This is a genomic window from Streptomyces sp. MspMP-M5 (assembly GCF_000373585.1).
In the GTDB taxonomy this organism is placed as follows: Bacteria; Actinomycetota; Actinomycetes; order Streptomycetales; family Streptomycetaceae; genus Streptomyces.
On the sequence record NZ_KB891885.1, the window covers coordinates 19,600 to 35,517 of the forward strand.

The 15,918-nt window shown below is 72.0% G+C and carries 12 protein-coding genes; 6 read left to right on the forward strand and 6 right to left on the reverse strand.

Annotated features, from left to right (window positions below; translation table 11 throughout):
• Positions 1–57: 57 nt before the first annotated feature.
• Positions 58–2,745, reverse strand: a complete 2,688-nt coding sequence (gene ppc / locus B073_RS0113090; RefSeq protein WP_051094007.1) for a phosphoenolpyruvate carboxylase — start codon at positions 2,743–2,745, stop codon at positions 58–60.
• 384 nt (positions 2,746–3,129) lie between these two features.
• On the opposite strand from ppc, the gene B073_RS0113095 reads away from it, so the two are divergent.
• Entirely contained in the window at positions 3,130–4,116 is a 987-nt protein-coding gene (locus B073_RS0113095; RefSeq protein WP_051093999.1) for an acyl-CoA desaturase, read from the forward strand.
• Between the two features lie 136 nt (positions 4,117–4,252).
• Positions 4,253–4,855, forward strand: a complete 603-nt coding sequence (locus tag B073_RS0113100; RefSeq protein ID WP_018538551.1) for a TetR/AcrR family transcriptional regulator — start codon at positions 4,253–4,255, stop codon at positions 4,853–4,855.
• A 128-nt stretch (positions 4,856–4,983) separates the two neighbouring features.
• Here B073_RS0113100 and B073_RS0113105 read toward each other — a convergent pair whose 3' ends face one another.
• The gene (locus B073_RS0113105) at positions 4,984–5,817 is read right to left on the reverse strand and encodes a trans-aconitate 2-methyltransferase (RefSeq protein ID WP_018538552.1); all 834 of its coding nucleotides are present in this window, start codon (positions 5,815–5,817) and stop codon (positions 4,984–4,986) included.
• Positions 5,818–6,017: 200 nt separating this feature from the next.
• On the opposite strand from B073_RS0113105, the gene B073_RS0113110 reads away from it, so the two are divergent.
• From B073_RS0113110 to B073_RS0113120, 3 genes are all read left to right on the forward strand, one after another.
• Positions 6,018–6,515, forward strand: a complete 498-nt coding sequence (locus tag B073_RS0113110) for a MarR family winged helix-turn-helix transcriptional regulator (protein WP_016573281.1) — start codon at positions 6,018–6,020, stop codon at positions 6,513–6,515.
• A 66-nt stretch (positions 6,516–6,581) separates the two neighbouring features.
• Positions 6,582–7,394: an SDR family NAD(P)-dependent oxidoreductase gene (locus B073_RS0113115; RefSeq protein ID WP_018538553.1), complete on the forward strand. Its 813-nt coding sequence runs from the start codon at positions 6,582–6,584 to the stop codon at positions 7,392–7,394.
• A 125-nt stretch (positions 7,395–7,519) separates the two neighbouring features.
• Entirely contained in the window at positions 7,520–9,535 is a 2,016-nt protein-coding gene (locus tag B073_RS0113120) for a beta-galactosidase (RefSeq protein ID WP_018538554.1), read from the forward strand.
• 42 nt (positions 9,536–9,577) lie between these two features.
• Here B073_RS0113120 and B073_RS0113125 read toward each other — a convergent pair whose 3' ends face one another.
• The 4 genes from B073_RS0113125 to galT all read right to left on the reverse strand — a co-directional run bounded on the left by B073_RS0113125 (position 9,578) and on the right by galT (position 13,883).
• A complete protein-coding gene (locus tag B073_RS0113125; RefSeq protein WP_026247334.1) occupies positions 9,578–10,375 on the reverse strand; it encodes a response regulator transcription factor in 798 nt (265 codons plus the stop codon).
• A 230-nt stretch (positions 10,376–10,605) separates the two neighbouring features.
• Positions 10,606–11,784, reverse strand: coding sequence for a galactokinase (gene galK, locus B073_RS0113130; RefSeq protein ID WP_018538556.1), 1,179 nt, complete (start codon positions 11,782–11,784; stop codon positions 10,606–10,608).
• A gap of 48 nt (positions 11,785–11,832) precedes the next feature.
• Positions 11,833–12,840, reverse strand: a complete 1,008-nt coding sequence (gene galE / locus B073_RS0113135; protein WP_018538557.1) for a UDP-glucose 4-epimerase GalE — start codon at positions 12,838–12,840, stop codon at positions 11,833–11,835.
• Complete coding sequence (gene galT / locus B073_RS0113140; protein WP_018538558.1) at positions 12,837–13,883, reverse strand: galactose-1-phosphate uridylyltransferase; 1,047 nt, start codon at positions 13,881–13,883, stop codon at positions 12,837–12,839. The genes galE and galT overlap by 4 nt, the downstream gene beginning before the upstream one ends.
• A 316-nt stretch (positions 13,884–14,199) precedes the next feature.
• Here galT and B073_RS0113145 point away from each other — a divergent pair, with 316 nt between their 5' ends.
• Positions 14,200–15,900: a sodium:solute symporter family protein gene (locus B073_RS0113145; protein WP_018538559.1), complete on the forward strand. Its 1,701-nt coding sequence runs from the start codon at positions 14,200–14,202 to the stop codon at positions 15,898–15,900.
• Positions 15,901–15,918: the final 18 nt, after the last annotated feature.

Sequence of the window (15,918 nt, forward strand, 5' to 3'; positions counted from 1 at the left end):
CGGGCCCGTCCGGAGGTTGCTCCGGGCGGGCCCGCCGTTTGTGTGTGCCGGGGTCGGTCAGCCGGTGTTGCGGAGGCCGGCGGCGACGCCGTTGACGGTGAGGAGGAGGGCTCGGGAGAGCAGCGGGTCGGGTTCCTGGCCGGCGTCGGCAGCGTCGCGCTGGCGCTTGAGGAGGGAGACCTGGAGGTAGGAGATGGGGTCGAGGTAGGCGTCGCGGACGTGGAAGGTCTGCTGGAGGACGGGGTTTGAGTCGAGGAGTGCGGTTTCGCCGGTGACGCGGAGGACTTCTTCGACGGTGCGGGCGTGTTCGGCCTTGATGGTGTCGAAGACGTGCTTGAGGTCGTCGGGGACGAGGGTGTCGACGTAGTGCTGGGCGATCCGCAGGTCGGTCTTGGCCAGCGTCATTTCGACGTTGGAGAGGAAGTTGCGGAAGAAGTGCCAGTGTTCGTGCATTTCGTCGAGGACGGTGTCGAGGCCGGCTTCGCGGGCGGCCTTGAGGCCGGTGCCGACGCCGTACCAGCCGGGGACGATCTGGCGGGACTGGGTCCAGCCGAAGACCCAGGGGATGGCGCGGAGGCCGTCGAGGCCGGCGCCGGAGTCGGGGCGGCGGGAGGGGCGGGAGCCGAGGTGGAGTTCGGCGAGTTGGTCGACGGGGGTGGAGGCGAAGAAGTAGGCGGGGAGGTCGGGGTCTTCGACGAGGCGGCGGTAGGCGCCGTGGGCGGCTTCGGAGACGGTCTCCATGGCGGCGTCCCAGCGGGCGAGGGCTTCGTCGGACTGGCGGGGGGCGGTGTGCAGGGCGGATGCCTGGAGGGTGGCGGCGACGGTGAGTTCGAGGTTTTCGCGGGCCAGTGAGGGGACGAGGTACTTGTCGGAGATGACCTCGCCCTGTTCGGTGACCTTGATCTCGCCTTCGAGGGTGCCGTAGGGCTGGGCGAGGATGGCGTCGTGGGAGGGGCCGCCGCCGCGGCCGACGGTGCCGCCGCGGCCGTGGAAGAGGCGGAGGCGGACGCCGTGGCGGTGGGCGACGTCGCGCAGCAGGCGCTGGGCGCGGTGGATCTCCCATTGGCTGGTGGTGATGCCGCCGAACTTGGAGGAGTCGGAGTAACCGAGCATGACCTCCTGGACGTCGCCGCGCAGGGCGACGAGGCGGCGGTAGGAGGGGTCGGAGAGCATGTCGTCGAGGAGCTGGTCGGCGATCTTCAGCTCGTCGGTGGTCTCCAGGAGGGGGACGATGCCGATCTTGGCCCAGCCGGCGTGGAGGTCGATGAGGCCGGCTTCGCGGGCGAGGACGGCGGCGGCGAAGACGTCGTCGGAGCCCTGGCACATGGAGATGATGTAGGACTCGATGACTTCGGGGCCGAAGGTCTGCTTGGCCTTGCGGATGGTGCGGAAGACGCCGAGGGTCTTGGCGCCGGCCTCGTCCAGGGGTGCGGGGCTGGGGGCGAGGGGGCGGCGGGAGCGGAGTTCCTTGGCGAGGAGCTTGCGGCGGTAGTCGCGGGGCATGTCGACGTAGCGCCAGGATTCCTCGCCGAGGCGGTCGAAGAGCTGGCCGAGGGCGTGGTGGTGGGCGTCGGCGTGTTCGCGGACGTCCATGGTGGCGAGCTGGAGGCCGAAGGCGCCGATGGTGCGGAGGGTGCGCTCCAGGCGGCCGTCGGCGACGAGGCCGCCGCGGTGGGCGCGCAGCGAGGTCTGGATGAGGGTGAGGTCGTCGAGGAGTTCGCTGGTGCCGAGGTAGTCGTGGCCGGGGACGTGGGGGGTGTCGTTGGCGAGGCGGTCGCGGGTGTTGAGGAGCTTCTGGCGGATGCAGGTGGCCTTGAGGCGGTAGGGCTCTTCGCTGTTGAGGCGCTTGTAGCGGGGGCTGATCTCGGGGAGGAGGTCGAGGTCGTGCTGGAGGGAGGTGAGGAGTTCTTCGGTGGCGCCGCTGTTGCGGATGGAGTTGGAGAGGGCGCCGCGGAGTTCGTCGACGTGTTCGAGGGCGTCGGTGATGCCGTGTTCGTGCTGGAGGATCAGGACGTCCCAGGTGACCTGGGGGGTGACGTTGGGGTTGCCGTCGCGGTCGCCGCCGATCCAGGTGCCGAAGGTGAGGGGGCGGGTGCCGGCGGGGAGCTTGGTGCCGGCGCGCTCCAGTTCTGCGGCGAGGTCTTCGAGGACGTCGCCGACGGCGCCGCGGCCGAGTTCGTCGAGGTAGTAGATGGCGTTGCGGGCCTCGTCGGTGGGTTCGGGGCGGGCCACGCGGAGTTCGTCGGTCTGCCAGATGAGGTCGATGTTCTCGGCGAGGCGGAGGTCGACGCGGCGGCGCTCGGCGGGGTCGAGGCGGTCCAGGAGTTCGGCGATCTTGCGGAGCTTGGTGAGGACGGAGCGGCGGGCGGCCTCGGTGGGGTGGGCGGTGAAGACGGGGCGGACGCCGAGGTTGCGGGCGGTTTCCCGCAGGTGTTCGGGGTCGGCGTCCTTGAGCATGTCGGCGGTGCGGGCGAGGATGCCGCCTTCGGCGGCGCGGCGGTTGCGCAGTTCGCGGCCGCGGTGGACCTGCTCGGTGACGTTGGCCAGGTGGAAGTAGGTGGAGAAGGCGCGGACCAGCTTGGCGGCGGTGGCGAGGTCGGTCTCGCCGAGGAGCCGGGCGGCGGCCTCGCCGTCGGTGCGGGTCAGGGCGCGGACCTGTTCGACGAGGTCGAGGAGGTCCTGGCCTTCCTGCCGGACGAGGGTTTCGCCGAGGAGGTCGCCGAGGCGGCGGATGTCGGCGCGCAGGGCGCCGTTGTCGCCGGTGGTGCCCTGGGTTCCGGTGGTGGCGGGCTCGGCGTGGGCGTTGTCGGCACTGCTCACAGGTGCGGCTCCTTGCAGGGATGGTGCAGTCATCGAGCACGTCTGGGCGGGTGGCGGACCGCGCTGTCCGAAGTCCCCAGGATAGGTGTCCCGGTCAGCGGGGGGTCACACCGTCCACAGGGTGGGCGGCGGGGGGCGGGGGCGCGGGGCGGGGTGGGCGGGGGCCTGTCACGGCCTTGCTCGGAGCGGCGTCGCTGCCATACTTACGAGACCGTAGGTTACGGTCTCGTAAGTCCGTAGCCGTGCCCCCGAGCCCCCGACGAGGGACACCACATGACCCCTGGCCGCAATGCCGTGGAAGAGTCGACGATGCCGCTCGATGCGTCCGCAGGTTCTTCTGCCGCTTCCGCTCTGCCGTCCGCGACGCTGGGTGGCGAGCAGCGCAGATCTCTGGAACAGATCACCCTGGTGTTGTTCATCACCGTGCCGTTTCTGGCTTTGGTCGCGGCGGTGCCGCTGGCGTGGGGCTGGGGGGTGAGCTGGCTGGATCTGGGGCTGCTGACGGTGATGTATTTCATCGGCTGTCACGGCATCACGATCGGTTACCACCGTTACTTCACGCATGGTGCGTTCAAGGCCAAGCGGCCGCTGCGGGTCGCGCTGGCGATCATGGGTTCGCTGGCGGTCGAGGGGCCGCTGGTGCGGTGGGTGGCCGATCACCGCAAGCATCACAAGTTCTCCGACGCGGAGGGTGATCCGCATTCGCCGTGGCGGTACGGCGAGACGGTTCCGGCGCTGTTGAAGGGCCTGTGGTGGGCGCACATCGGCTGGATGTTCGACGAGGAGCAGACGCCGCAGCACAGGTACGCGCCCGATCTGATCAAGGATGCGGCGATCCGGCGGATCTCCCGGCAGTTCGTGCTCTGGACGGTCGTCTCGCTGCTGATCCCGCCGCTGGTGGGCGGGCTGGTGACGTGGTCGTGGCAGGGGGCGCTGACGGCGTTCTTCTGGGGTTCGCTGGTGCGGGTGGCGCTGCTGCATCACGTGACGTGGTCGATCAACTCCATCTGCCACGCGGTGGGCAAGCGCCCGTTCAAGTCCCGGGACCGTTCCGGGAACGTCTGGTGGCTGGCGGTGCTCTCCTGCGGCGAGTCCTGGCACAACCTGCACCACGCCGACCCGACGTGTGCCCGGCACGGGGTGCTGAAGGGGCAGGTGGATTCCAGTGCGCGGCTGATCCGCTGGTTCGAGCTGGCGGGCTGGGCGCACGACGTGCGGTGGCCGAACGCCTCGCGGCTGGACTCCCGGCGCAGCGGCGGCACCGATGGGGAGGAGAAGTCCCCGGTGGGGGCATGATTGACGGGTGGCGATCGACAGCAGTGCGAACAACGGCAGCAAGGGAAAGTCCTCCGCGTCTTCAAGGACTGCTGCCTCAAGGGCGGCTGCCTCGGGGTCCGCTTCTTCGGGGGGCCGGCGGACCCGCCGGGTGCGGATGACGGGCGCGGAGCGCCGTGAGCAGTTGCTGGACATCGGCCGCACGCTCTTCGCCGAGCGGGGGTACGAGGGCACGTCGGTGGAGGAGATCGCGGCGAAGGCCGGGGTCTCCAAGCCGGTGGTGTACGAGCACTTCGGCGGCAAGGAGGGGCTGTACGCGGTGGTCGTGGACCGCGAGATGCGGCAGCTGCTGGACATGGTGACCGGTGCGCTGACCGCGGGGCATCCGCGGGAGCTGCTGGAGCAGGCGGCGTTCGCGCTGCTCGACTACATCGAGACGTTCACGGACGGTTTCCGGATCTTGGTCCGGGACTCTCCCGTCGCCCAGTCGACGGGCACCTTCGCGTCGCTGATCAGCGATATCGCCACGCAGGTGGAGGACATCCTGGGGCTGGAGTTCAAGGCGCGCGGCTTTGATCCAAAGCTGGCGCCGCTGTATGCCCAGGCGCTGGTCGGGATGGTGGCGCTGACGGGCCAGTGGTGGGTCGACACCCGCAAGCCGAAGAAGGCGGAGGTGGCGGCGCATCTGGTGAACCTCGCGTGGCACGGCCTGGGCAACCTGGAGCCGAAGCCGAGGCTGATAGGGCACCGCAAGAGCTGAGCTGGGTCTGTTCTGCCGGGCGGGCGCGCTGGGCCGCGCCGGCCTCGAACCAGCAGCCTTCTCCTGCCTCCCCAGGCCGGCGGCGAGCTGGATGTGGTCGAGGCCGGTGCTCGTCGCGGAGCGCCCGGTCAGGCGGCGGGGCCGCCGGTGGGTTTCTGGGCTACCGCGAAGATGCGGCGGAACGGGAAGACGGTGCCGTGGCGGCCGGTCGGGTAGGCGCGGCGGAGGGCGTCGCGGTATTCGGCGAGGAAGGCGTCGCGGGCGTCCGGGTCGTCTTCGAGGGCGGTGAGGACGGGGCGGAGGGCCGTGCCCTTGACCCAGTCGAGGACGGGGTCGTCGCCCTGGAGCAGTTGCACGTAGGTGGTCTCCCATGCGTCGGTGGTGCAGCCGAGGTCGGTGAGGCGGGCCAGGTAGCCGGCGGGTTCGAGGATGTGGACGAAGCGGCGGCCGTGGTCGTCGAGGCGGTGGCGCCAGTGGGGGGCGTCGCACAGTTCGCCGAGGAGGGCGTGGCTGGGCGAGGTGAAGTTGCCGGGGACCTGGAAGGCGAGGACGCCGCCGGGGGTGAGGGCGTCGATCCAGCGGGCGAAGGAGTCCGGGTGGTTGGGGACCCATTGCAGGGCGGCGTTGGAGACGATCAGGTCGAAGGGCTCTTCGGGGGTCCAGGTGGCGGCGTCGGCGGGGGCGAAGTCGAGGTGGCCGCCGCCGGGGGTGGGGCCGGCGTAGGACTCGGCCTCCTTGAGCATCTCGGGGGAGTTGTCGAAGCCGGTGATGTGGGCGTCCGGCCAGCGGTCGGCGAGCTGGGCGGTGACGTTGCCGGGGCCGCAGCCGAGGTCGGCAATGCGGGCGGGGCGGCCGGGGCGGGGGAGTTGCGGTATCCGGGCGAGGAGGTCGTGGAAGGGGCGGGTGCGGTGGGCCGAGTGGTGGAGGTACTGCTGCGGATCCCAGGTCGGTGCGTCGTGCATGTTCGGTAACCCCTTTGCCGGTGCAGGGTCGACACTTCAGTAGAGGGTCGCGCCGGACTCCGCTCGGTCGAGTTCTGGCCAACTCCGAGGGATTCCGGGCTCGCGGCCACGATGCCCAGTAGTCCAGGAAAATATATCTCGACGTCGAGATACTTGTCATCAAGAGACTTTATGTCGACAGACCCTTTACACTGATCGCCATGGAGGACGAGGTCGATCGACTGGTCGCAGCATGGCGCCGCGAGCGCCCGGACCTCGACGTGGAGCCGCTTGAGGTCCTCAGCCGCGTCTCCCGGCTGGCCAGGCACCTCGACCGGGCCCGCCGTCTCGCGTTCTCCGAGGTGGGCCTGGAACCCTGGGAATTCGACGTACTGACCGCCCTGCGGCGCGCCGGCGCGCCCTACCAGCTCTCCCCCGGCGCACTGCTCACCCAGACGCTGGTCACCTCCGGCACGATGACCAACCGCATCGACCGGCTCGCCAAGAAGGAGTTGGTGGAGCGGCTGCCGGACCCCAGCGACCGGCGCGGGGTGCTGGTCCGGCTGACCGCCAAGGGCCGTGACAAGGCCGACGAGTCGCTGGCCGGACTGCTGACGCAGGAACGGGCCATCCTGGCCGAGCTGTCGCGGCAGCAGCGCCACGAATTGGCCGGTCTGCTCCGTCGGTTGACCGGACCGTTTGACAACGTGCCGGGTTAGGCCCACGGTTCGGCGTCGTTTTGGGTGCTCTTGCCGGAGTGCCCCGCGGTGGGCTTGGATCACTGCATGAGCCAGGAGGGGACGGACTCGGCGCCCGGAGGTCCGTACTACGGCGGCGGCAGGCGCAGACGGCGGTTCGCGGGGCAGACGGTGCTGGTCACCGGGGCGGCCGGGGGCATCGGCGCGGCCACCGCGGACCGGCTGGCGGCCGAGGGAGCCGCGGTGCTGCTGCTGGACGTCGACGACGACCGCGGGGAGCGCACCGCGCGGCGTATCCGCGCGGCCGGCGGGCGGGCCTCGTACGAGCACTGCGACGTGGCCGGCGAGGACGACTGGCGGCGGGCCGTGGCGGCCGCGCACGGCCGGTACGGGCCGGTGGACGGGCTGGTCAGCAACGCCTATCTGCCGCATGTGGCGCCGGCCGACCAGACGTCGCCGGCGGAGTGGGACCGGCAGCTGGCGGTGAATCTGACCGGCGCGTTCCTGGGCGTGAAGGCGGCCCTGCCGGATCTTCGGACGCGCGGGGGCGCGGTGGTGCTGACGTCGTCGGTGCACGCGCTGGTGGGGCTGCCGGGGCGGCCGGCGTATGCCGCGTCGAAGGCCGGACTGACCGGGCTGGGGCGGCAGTTGGCGGTGGAGTACGGGCCGCAGGTGCGGGTGAACTGCGTGCTGCCGGGGCCGGTGCTGACCGCCGCGTGGGACGGCGTCGACGAGGAGGGACGGCGGGCCAGCGCGGCGGAGACCGCGGCCCGGCGGCTGGGCCGGCCCGAGGAGGTGGCGGCCGCCATCGCGTTCCTGCTGTCGGGTGAGGCGTCGTATGTGACGGGGGCGAGCCTGGTGGTCGACGGCGGGTGGAGTGTGTACAAGAACTCCTCGTGAGGCAGACCTGTGGGGGGCGGCGCTCCGGGAGCGGTCGGGTGCGGGGGCGGTGCCCGTGACGTGGCGCCGCGGTGCGCTCCGGGGCCGCGCGGTGCCGGAATCCGGTATGCGAGCCAGGAGGTCCGATGGGCATCCGATTCGGCGGCGACTACAACCCCGAGCAGTGGCCGGAGGAGGTGTGGGCCGAGGACCTTGCGCTGATGAGGGCGGCCCGCGTCACCATGGTCACGGCCGGGATCTTCTCCTGGGCGAAGGTCGAACCCCGGCCGGGGGAATGGGACTTCGGGTGGTTCGACCGGGTGCTGGACGGGCTGGCGGGCGCGGGGATCGAGGTGTGCGTGGCGACGATGACCGCGTCGCCGCCGCCGTGGCTGACCCACGCGCACCCGGAGGTCCTGCCGGAGGGGCCGGACGGGCGGCGGCGCTGGCCGGGGGCCCGGCAGCACTTCTGCCCGTCCAGCCCGGTGTTCCGGGCGTACGCGGTGCGGCTGGTGGAGCGCCTGGCGGCCCGGTACGCGGACCACCCGGCGCTGGCCATGTGGCATGTCGGCAACGAGTTCGGGTGCCACACCCGGCAGTGCTTCTGCGAGGTGTCGGCGGAGGACTTCCGGCGGTGGCTGCGGGAGCGCTACGGGAGCGTGGCGGCGCTCAACGACGCCTGGTCGACGTCGTTCTGGTCGCAGGCGTACGGGGACTTCGCGGAGGTGCTGCCGCCGCGGACGGCGCCGACGTTCGCCAATCCGGCGCAGCAGCTGGACTTCCTGCGGTTCGGTGACCATGCGCTGCGGGAGTGCTATCTGGCCGAACGGGCGGTGCTGGCGCGGCTGACGCCTGGGGTGCCGGTGACGACCAACCTGATGCCGCAGCACAAGCCGGTGGACGCGTTCGGCTGGGCGCCGTCGATGGACGTGATGGCGCTGGACTTCTACCAGGACCCGCACGTGGCGGACGACCATGTCCGGGCGGGCTATGTCTTCGACCTGATGCGGTCGGCGCGGAGCGGGCAGCCGTGGCTGCTGCTGGAGCAGGCGGCGGGGGCGGTCAACTGGCGGCCCCGCAACGGCCCCAAGCCGCCGGGGGCGATGCGGTTGTGGAGCTGGCAGGCGGTGGCGCAGGGCGCGGACGCGGTGCTGTTCTTCCAGTGGCGGCAGTCGCTGGGCGGGGCGGAGAAGTTCCACTCGGCGATGGTGCCGCACGGCGGGACGGACACCCGGATCTTCCGTGAAGTGTGCGAGCTGGGCCGGGAGTTGGCGGCGGTGCCGGGGATCGAGGGGGCCCGGTCGCGGGCGTCGGTGGCGCTGCTGGCGGACTGGCAGAGCTGGTGGGCGCTGGAGCTGGACTCCAAACCGTCCACCGCGCTGGACCATTCCCGGACGGCGCTGGAGCACTACCGGCCGCTGTTCGAGGCGGGGGTGGCGTGCGACGTGGTGCCGCCGGGGCGGGAGTTGTCGGGGTACCGGATGGTGGTGGTGCCGAACCTGTATCTGCTGACGGCCGGGGACGCGGCGCGGCTGGCGGCGTACGTCCGGGACGGCGGGCATCTGGTGGTGTCGTTCTTCTCGGGGATCGTCGACGCGCACGACCGGGTGCATCCGGGGGGCTGTCCGGGGCCGCTGCGGGAGCTTTTGGGGCTGCGGGTGGCGGAGTTCTGGCCGCTGGCGGAGGGCGCGTCGGTGGCGGTGGGGGGCGGGGCGTATGCGGGGCGGGCGGATCTGTGGTCGGAGGAGATCGTGCCGGCCGGCGCGGAGGTGGTGGCGCGGTTCCTGGACGGGGAGTTGGCGGGGCGGCCCGCGGTGACCCGGCACGGCTGCGGGCGGGGCACGGCCTGGTACGTGGGGACCCGGCTCGAACCGGCGCTGCTGCGGGCACTGTTGGACGAGGTGCGGGCGGCGGCGGGGGTGGCGCCGGTGCTGCCGGGGCTGCCGGCGGGGGTGCAGGCGGCGGTGCGGGAGGGCGCCGCGGGCCGGTATCTGTTCCTGCTGAACCACGGGAGCCGGGCGGTGGAGGTGGCGCTGCCGGAGCCGATGGCGAACGCGCTGCTGCCCCGGGCGGCGGCGATGACGCGGGTGGGGCTGGCCGCCCGGGGCGTGGCCGTGCTGACCGGGCCGGGACCGGGGGGCGGTGGGGGCGCCGCGGGGTGATGCGTCCGGGCCGTTCGGGCCGTCCTCGGGGTGGGTGCGGGGTCAGGGCACGGTGAGGGGGCCCGCCGCGGCCGGTTCGAGTTCGGCGGGGCCGACGCCGGCCCGGCGGGCCAGGGCGACCGCGGCGAGGGTGGAGTGCACGCCGAGCTTGCCCAGCACGTTCTGCATGTGGGTGCGGACGGTGTGCGGGGAGAGGAAGAGCCGTTCGGCGACGGCCTTGCGGCCCAGGCCGGCGACCATGCAGCGCAGTACCTCGCGTTCGCGCGGGGTCAGGGACTCCACCAGCCGTTCGCTCTCGGTGCGGTGCCTGCGGGCCGCGGTCAGCTCCCGCAGGACGCCGGTGAGGAGGGCGGGCGGCAGGTGTGTCTCGTCGCGCAGGACGCCGCGGACGACGGCCAGGAGCCGGGAGAGCGAGGAGTCCTTGGCGACCCAGCCGGAGGCGCCCGCCTGGAGGGCGGCGGCGGCCCGGCGCGGGTCGTCGCGGTCGGCGAGGACCACGGTCCGCAGGTACGGGTGGCTGGTGCGCAGACCGAGGACGAGTGCGATGCCGTCCAGTGGGCCGCCGCGGGGCGGGCTCTCGCGGACGGTGCCGTCGCGCGCGGTGCCGTCGCGGGCGGAGCCCTGGGGCGGCACCGCGAGCAGTGGTGCGGCCAGGTCGGCGTCGACGAGCACGACATCGAAGCGGCGGCCGTCGGCGCCGGCCCGGTCGAGTGTGCGCAGCGCCGCCGGGGCGCTGCCCGCCGCGGCGACGTCCACGTCCACCTCCGCGGCCAGTGCGGCCGCCAGGGATTCGGCGAAGATGCGGTGGTCGTCGACCACCAGAACCCGGATTCGTTGCACAGAGACCCCCTGTCTCGGTGAACGGACCATAGCGGGCACGGCGCCCGGATTGAAGATCGCCTCCGCCGCGCGGCCGCCGCCGCGGACCTGGCCACCCGCCCGGGGCGCGGCACCGGCACGGTCTCGCCCCCTGATCGGCGCCGGCCCCCACCGGCACTGGTGACAGCGTACGGACGGGGGGGCGGGACGGGAGGGCGGTTGACGAAAGTGGCGGGGCGGGGTCGCGGGCGCTAGGCGTCGAGGCGGTGGGCGCCGGGGCCGGGCACGGCGGGGAAGATCCGCGGGGCGGTGTGGCCGGCGGTGGCGAAGGCGGTGTGCAGGGCGTCGGTGACGTCCGGTGCCGCGGCCTCCTCGACGAGGACGAGGGCGGAGCCGCCGAAGCCGCCGCCGGTCATCCGGGCGCCGAGGGCCCCGGCGGCGCGGGCGGTGTCGACGGCGAGGTCGAGTTCGGGGCAGGAGATCCTGAAGTCGTCGCGGAGGGAGGCGTGTCCGGCGGTGAGCACGGGGCCGATGGCGCGGGGGCGACCGGCTTCGAGATGGGCGACGACCTGTTCCACGCGGTGGTTCTCGGTGACGATGTGGCGCACCAGCGCCTGGACGACGGGGTCGCCGGCGAGTTCGTCGAGGGCCGCGGACAGATGCGCGTGCGGAATGTCGCGCAGCGCGTGCACGCCGAGCGCCCGCGCGCCGCGTTCGCATCCGGCGCGCCGCTCGGCATACGCGCCGTCGCCGAGGCGGTGCCGGACGCGGGTGTCGACGACGAGGAGGCACAGGCCCGCGGCGGCCAGGTCGAACGGGACGTGGCGGCGGGTGAGGTCGCGGGTGTCGAGGAAGAGGGCGTGGCCGGCGGTGCAGCAGGCGGCGGCGGTCTGGTCCATGATTCCGCAGGGCACGCCGACGAAGGCGTTCTCGGCGCGCTGCGCGAGCCGGGCCAGTTCGTCGCGGGGCAGGCCGAGGCCGTACAGGTCGTCGAGGGCGAGGGCGGTGGCGACCTCCAGGGCGGCGGAGGAGGAGAGGCCGGCGCCGAGCGGGACGGTGCTGGTGTAGTGCAGGTCGGCGCCGCCGACGGGCAGGCCGGCCTCCCGCATCGCCCAGGCCACGCCCGCGGGGTAGGCGGCCCAGTCGCCGCCGGCGGCGGCCGGCGGGCGGAGGTCGTCGAGGCGCAGTTCGACGATGCCGCCGTCGGCGCCGGCGGAGTGCAGCCGCAGTACGCCGTCGGTGCGGGGTGCGGCGGCGGCGAGGGTGGTGTGCGGGAGGGCCAGTGGCATCACGAAGCCGTCGTTGTAGTCGGTGTGTTCACCGATGAGGTTGACGCGGCCGGGGGCGGCCCAGATTCCGGTGGGCCGCGTCCCGTACACGGCGTGGAAGGCCGTCGCGGTGTGGGCTGCGCCGTGCTTCGTGTCTGTCACGTGGGTTCCTCGTGCTGTGTGCCGGGGCTCCGCCCCGGACCCCGGTCCTCAAACGCCGGACGGGCTGGATTTAGCCGGGCTGGATTTGTCGGCCTGGCTGGAGGTGCCCGCGTTCGCGAACTGCCAGGCGTCGGTGATGATTTCGGTGAGGTCGGGGCGGGTGGGGCGCCAGCCGAGGCGGGTGGTGGCGGTGCGGGCGGAGGCGACGAGGACGGCGGGGTCGCCGGGGCGGCGGGGGGCGGCGATCTCGGGGATGGGGTGGCCGGTGACCTTGCGGGCGGTCTCGATGACCTCGCGGACCGAGAAGCCGTTGCCGTTGCCGAGGTTGCAGATGAGGTGTTCGCCGGGCCGCGCGGCCTTCAGGGCCAGCAGATGGGCCTCGGCGAGGTCGGCGACGTGGAGGTAGTCGCGGACGCAGGTGCCGTCGGGGGTGGGGTAGTCGTCGCCGTAGACGGAGATGGCCTCGCGGCGGCCCTGGGCGACCTGGAGGACGAGCGGGATCAGGTGCGACTCGGGGTCGTGGCGTTCGCCATAACTTCCATACGCGCCCGCGACGTTGAAGTATCGAAGCGACACGGCAGCGAGCCCGTGGGCGGCCGCCTCGCCGCTGATCATGTGGTCGACGGCGAGCTTGCTCGCGCCGTAGGGGGAGGTGGGGGCGGTCGGGTCGGTCTCGGTGATCGGGGTGCCGACGGGTTCGCCGTAGGTGGCGGCGGTGGAGGAGAAGACGAGGGTGCGCACGCCCGCGGTGCGCATCGCGGCGAGCAGCGCCATGCTGCCGCCGACGTTGTTGTGCCAGTACTTCTCGGGCTTGACGACGGACTCGCCGACCTGGGAGTACGCGGCGAAGTGGAGGACGGCGTCGTAGGAGCGGTCCAGCCAGCGGTGGGCGTCGTGGATGTCGCCCTCGATGAAGTCGGCGCCGGCCGGGACGGCGGCGCGGAAGCCGGTGGAGAGGTTGTCCAGGACCGTGACGGTGTGGCCGGCCGTCAGCAGGTGCTGGGCCACCACACTGCCCACGTAGCCCGCCCCGCCCGTCACCAGGTACTTGCTCATGGCTTGCTCGCCGCCTCTCGGAGTCGGTCGGCCGCGGTCTCCGGCGGCACGTCGTTGATGAACACGTTCATGCCGGACTCGGAACCCGCGAGGAACTTCAGCTTGCCGGAAGTCCTGCGGACGGTGAAAAGCTCGAGGTGGAGCGCGAACTCGGAGCGTTCCGCGGCGTGTACGGGTGCCTGGTGCCAGGCGGAGATGTACGGCGTCGGGGGCGCTTCCGGGCCGAAGAGCCGGTCGAACCGGCGCAGGACTTCCAGGTAGATCTGTGGGAACTCGGTGCGGGCGGGGCCGTCGAGGGCGAGCAGGTCGGGGACCCGGCGCTTGGGGTAGAGGTGCACCTCGTAGGGCCAGTGGGCGGCGTAGGGGACGAAGGCGGTCCAGTGCTCGCCGTCGAGGACGACGCGGCGGCCGTCGGCGCGTTCGCGGGCGACGACGTCGTCGAAGAGGTTGCGGCCGGTCCGCTCGCGGTGGGCGGCGAGGGAGGCCAGCATCCGTTCGGTGCGCGGGGTGACGAAGGGGTAGGCGTAGATCTGGCCGTGCGGGTGGCCGAGGGTGACGCCGATCTCGGCGCCGCGGTTCTCGAAGCAGAAGACCTGGGCGACGCCGGGGAGTCGGGAGAGGGCGGCGGTGCGGTCGGTCCAGGCGTCGAGGACGAGGGCGGCCTGGTCGTCGGTGAGGTCGGCGAACGAGGCGTCGTGGTCGGGGGTGAAGCAGACCACCTCGCAGCGGCCGTGCGGGCCGGCCAGGGAGGGGAAGCGGTTCTCGAAGACGGCGACGTCGTAGTCGGCGGCGGGGATCTCGGTGTGCTGGCCGTCGCGGGAGGGGCACAGCGGGCACTCGTCGACGGGCGGGTGGTAGGTGCGGCCCTGGCGGTGCGAGGCGATGGCGACGGTGTCGCCGAGGAGGGGATCGGCGCGGATCTCGGCGGCGGTGGTGACCGGGTCGAGGGGCCGGGGGTCGGTGGCGGTGCGGTCGGTGGCGTCGGACGCGTCGTAGTAGATCAGCTCCCGGCCGTCCGCGAGCCGGGTCGTCGTCTTCTTCACCGGGGAGCTCCTCACCATGGCGGCCACGCCGGACGCACACGACGGCCACGCCAGACGAACACAAACAAACACAATGAAGCACAACCAAACAGCGGCGTCAACGCGCGCCCGTGCACGCCTCATTGACTCCACCTCGGGCCCACAGAACGTCCATAACGGAAAAACACCGACACATCCGACGACCATCGCTCATGATCCAACAACTGAATCAAACAAAACTATTCAGTTTTCGGTCGACCGTGCGTACGTTTTTGTGCGTTCGCTTCGCACACCGCTGTGCTCCCCGAAAAGGCTGCACCTCCCGAAAAGAGGGCCCATGATCACTCTGGCCGAAGGGCTACGCCTCCCGACCAACGGGCTCGACTACGCGATCCTCGCCCTCTACTTCGTCGTCGTCCTCGGCATCGGCTTCGCCGCCAGACGCAGCGTGCGCACCAGCCTGGACTTCTTCCTCTCCGGGCGGTCGCTGCCCGCCTGGGTCACCGGCCTCGCCTTCGTCGCCGCCAACCTCGGTGCCACCGAGATCCTCGGCATGGCGGCGACCGGCGCGCAGTACGGCGTCGCGGTCGTCCACTGGTACTGGATCGGCGCCATCCCGGCCATGGTCTTCCTCGGCCTGGTCATGATGCCCTTCTACTACCGCTCGAAGGTCCGCTCCGTACCAGAGTTCCTGCTCCAGCGCTTCGACAGGTCGGCCCACCTGCTCAGTTCGGCCCTGTTCGCGTTCGCCGCCGTCCTGATCGCCGGGGTGAACCTCTACGCCCTGTCGATCGTCGTCGAGGCGCTGCTCGGCTGGCCGCAGTGGGTCGCCATCGTCGTCGCCGGGCTCTTCGTCCTCGCCTACATCACCATCGGCGGGCTCTCCTCGGCGATCTACAACGAGGTGCTGCAGTTCTTCGTCATCCTCGCCGCGCTGATCCCGCTGGCCGTCCTCGGCCTCAAGCGGGTCGGCGGCTGGAGCGGGCTGTCCCACTCGCTGACGGCGTCGCACGGCCACGACTTCCTGACGGCCTGGGGCGGCACCGGCATCGGCCAGGCCAACCCGCTGGGCGCCAACTGGCTGACCATCGTCCTCGGCCTGGGCTTCGTGCTCTCCTTCGGCTACTGGACCACCAACTTCGCCGAGGTGCAGCGCGCGCTGTCCGCGAAGAACCTCTCCGCCGCCCAGCGCACCCCGCTCATCGGCGCCTTCCCGAAGATGTTCATCGTCTTCCTGGTGATGATCCCGGGCCTGGTCGCCGCCGTGCTCGTCCCGAAGATCGGCGCCCCGGGCGGCCTGCAGTACAACGACGCGATCCCCTACCTGATGCAGGAGCTGCTGCCCAACGGCGTGCTCGGCATCGCCGTCACCGGACTGCTCGCCGCCTTCATGGCCGGCATGGCCGCCAACGTCTCGTCCTTCAACACCGTCTTCACGTACGACATCTGGGCCAAGTACGTGAAGCGCGGCCGGCCCGACGCCTACTACCTGCGCTTCGGCCGGCTCATCACCGCGATCGGCGTACTCGCCTCGATCGGTACAGCGTTCATCGCCTCCTCGTTCTCCAACATCATGGGCTACCTCCAGACCCTGTTCTCCTTCTTCAACGTGCCGATGTTCGTGGTCTTCGTCATCGGCATGTTCTGGAAGCGGGCCTCGATGAAGTCCGGTGTCTGGGGCCTGCTCGCCGGCACCACCGCCGCGATGGTCAACTACTTCTGGATCTACAAGCAGCATGTGATCTCCATCCCGACCGACCAGGGCGCCAACTTCGTCTCGGCGATCGTCGGCTTCGTCGCGGGCGCGCTGGTGATGGTCGTCGTCACGCTCTTCACCGAGCCCAAGCCGCAGGCCGAACTCGCCGGTCTGGTCTGGGAGTCCGCCCGCTCCCGCCGGGCCACCGGCGGCGAGGCGGCCGCGCCGGACCTCGCGGAGCCCCCCGCCGAGGGCGACGACGCCTGGTACCGCAAGCCCGCGCTGCTCGGCTGGGGCGCGGTCGCCCTCGCCGCGCTGTGCTACCTGCCCTACTCGCTCTGAACCCGCCCTGACCGGAGG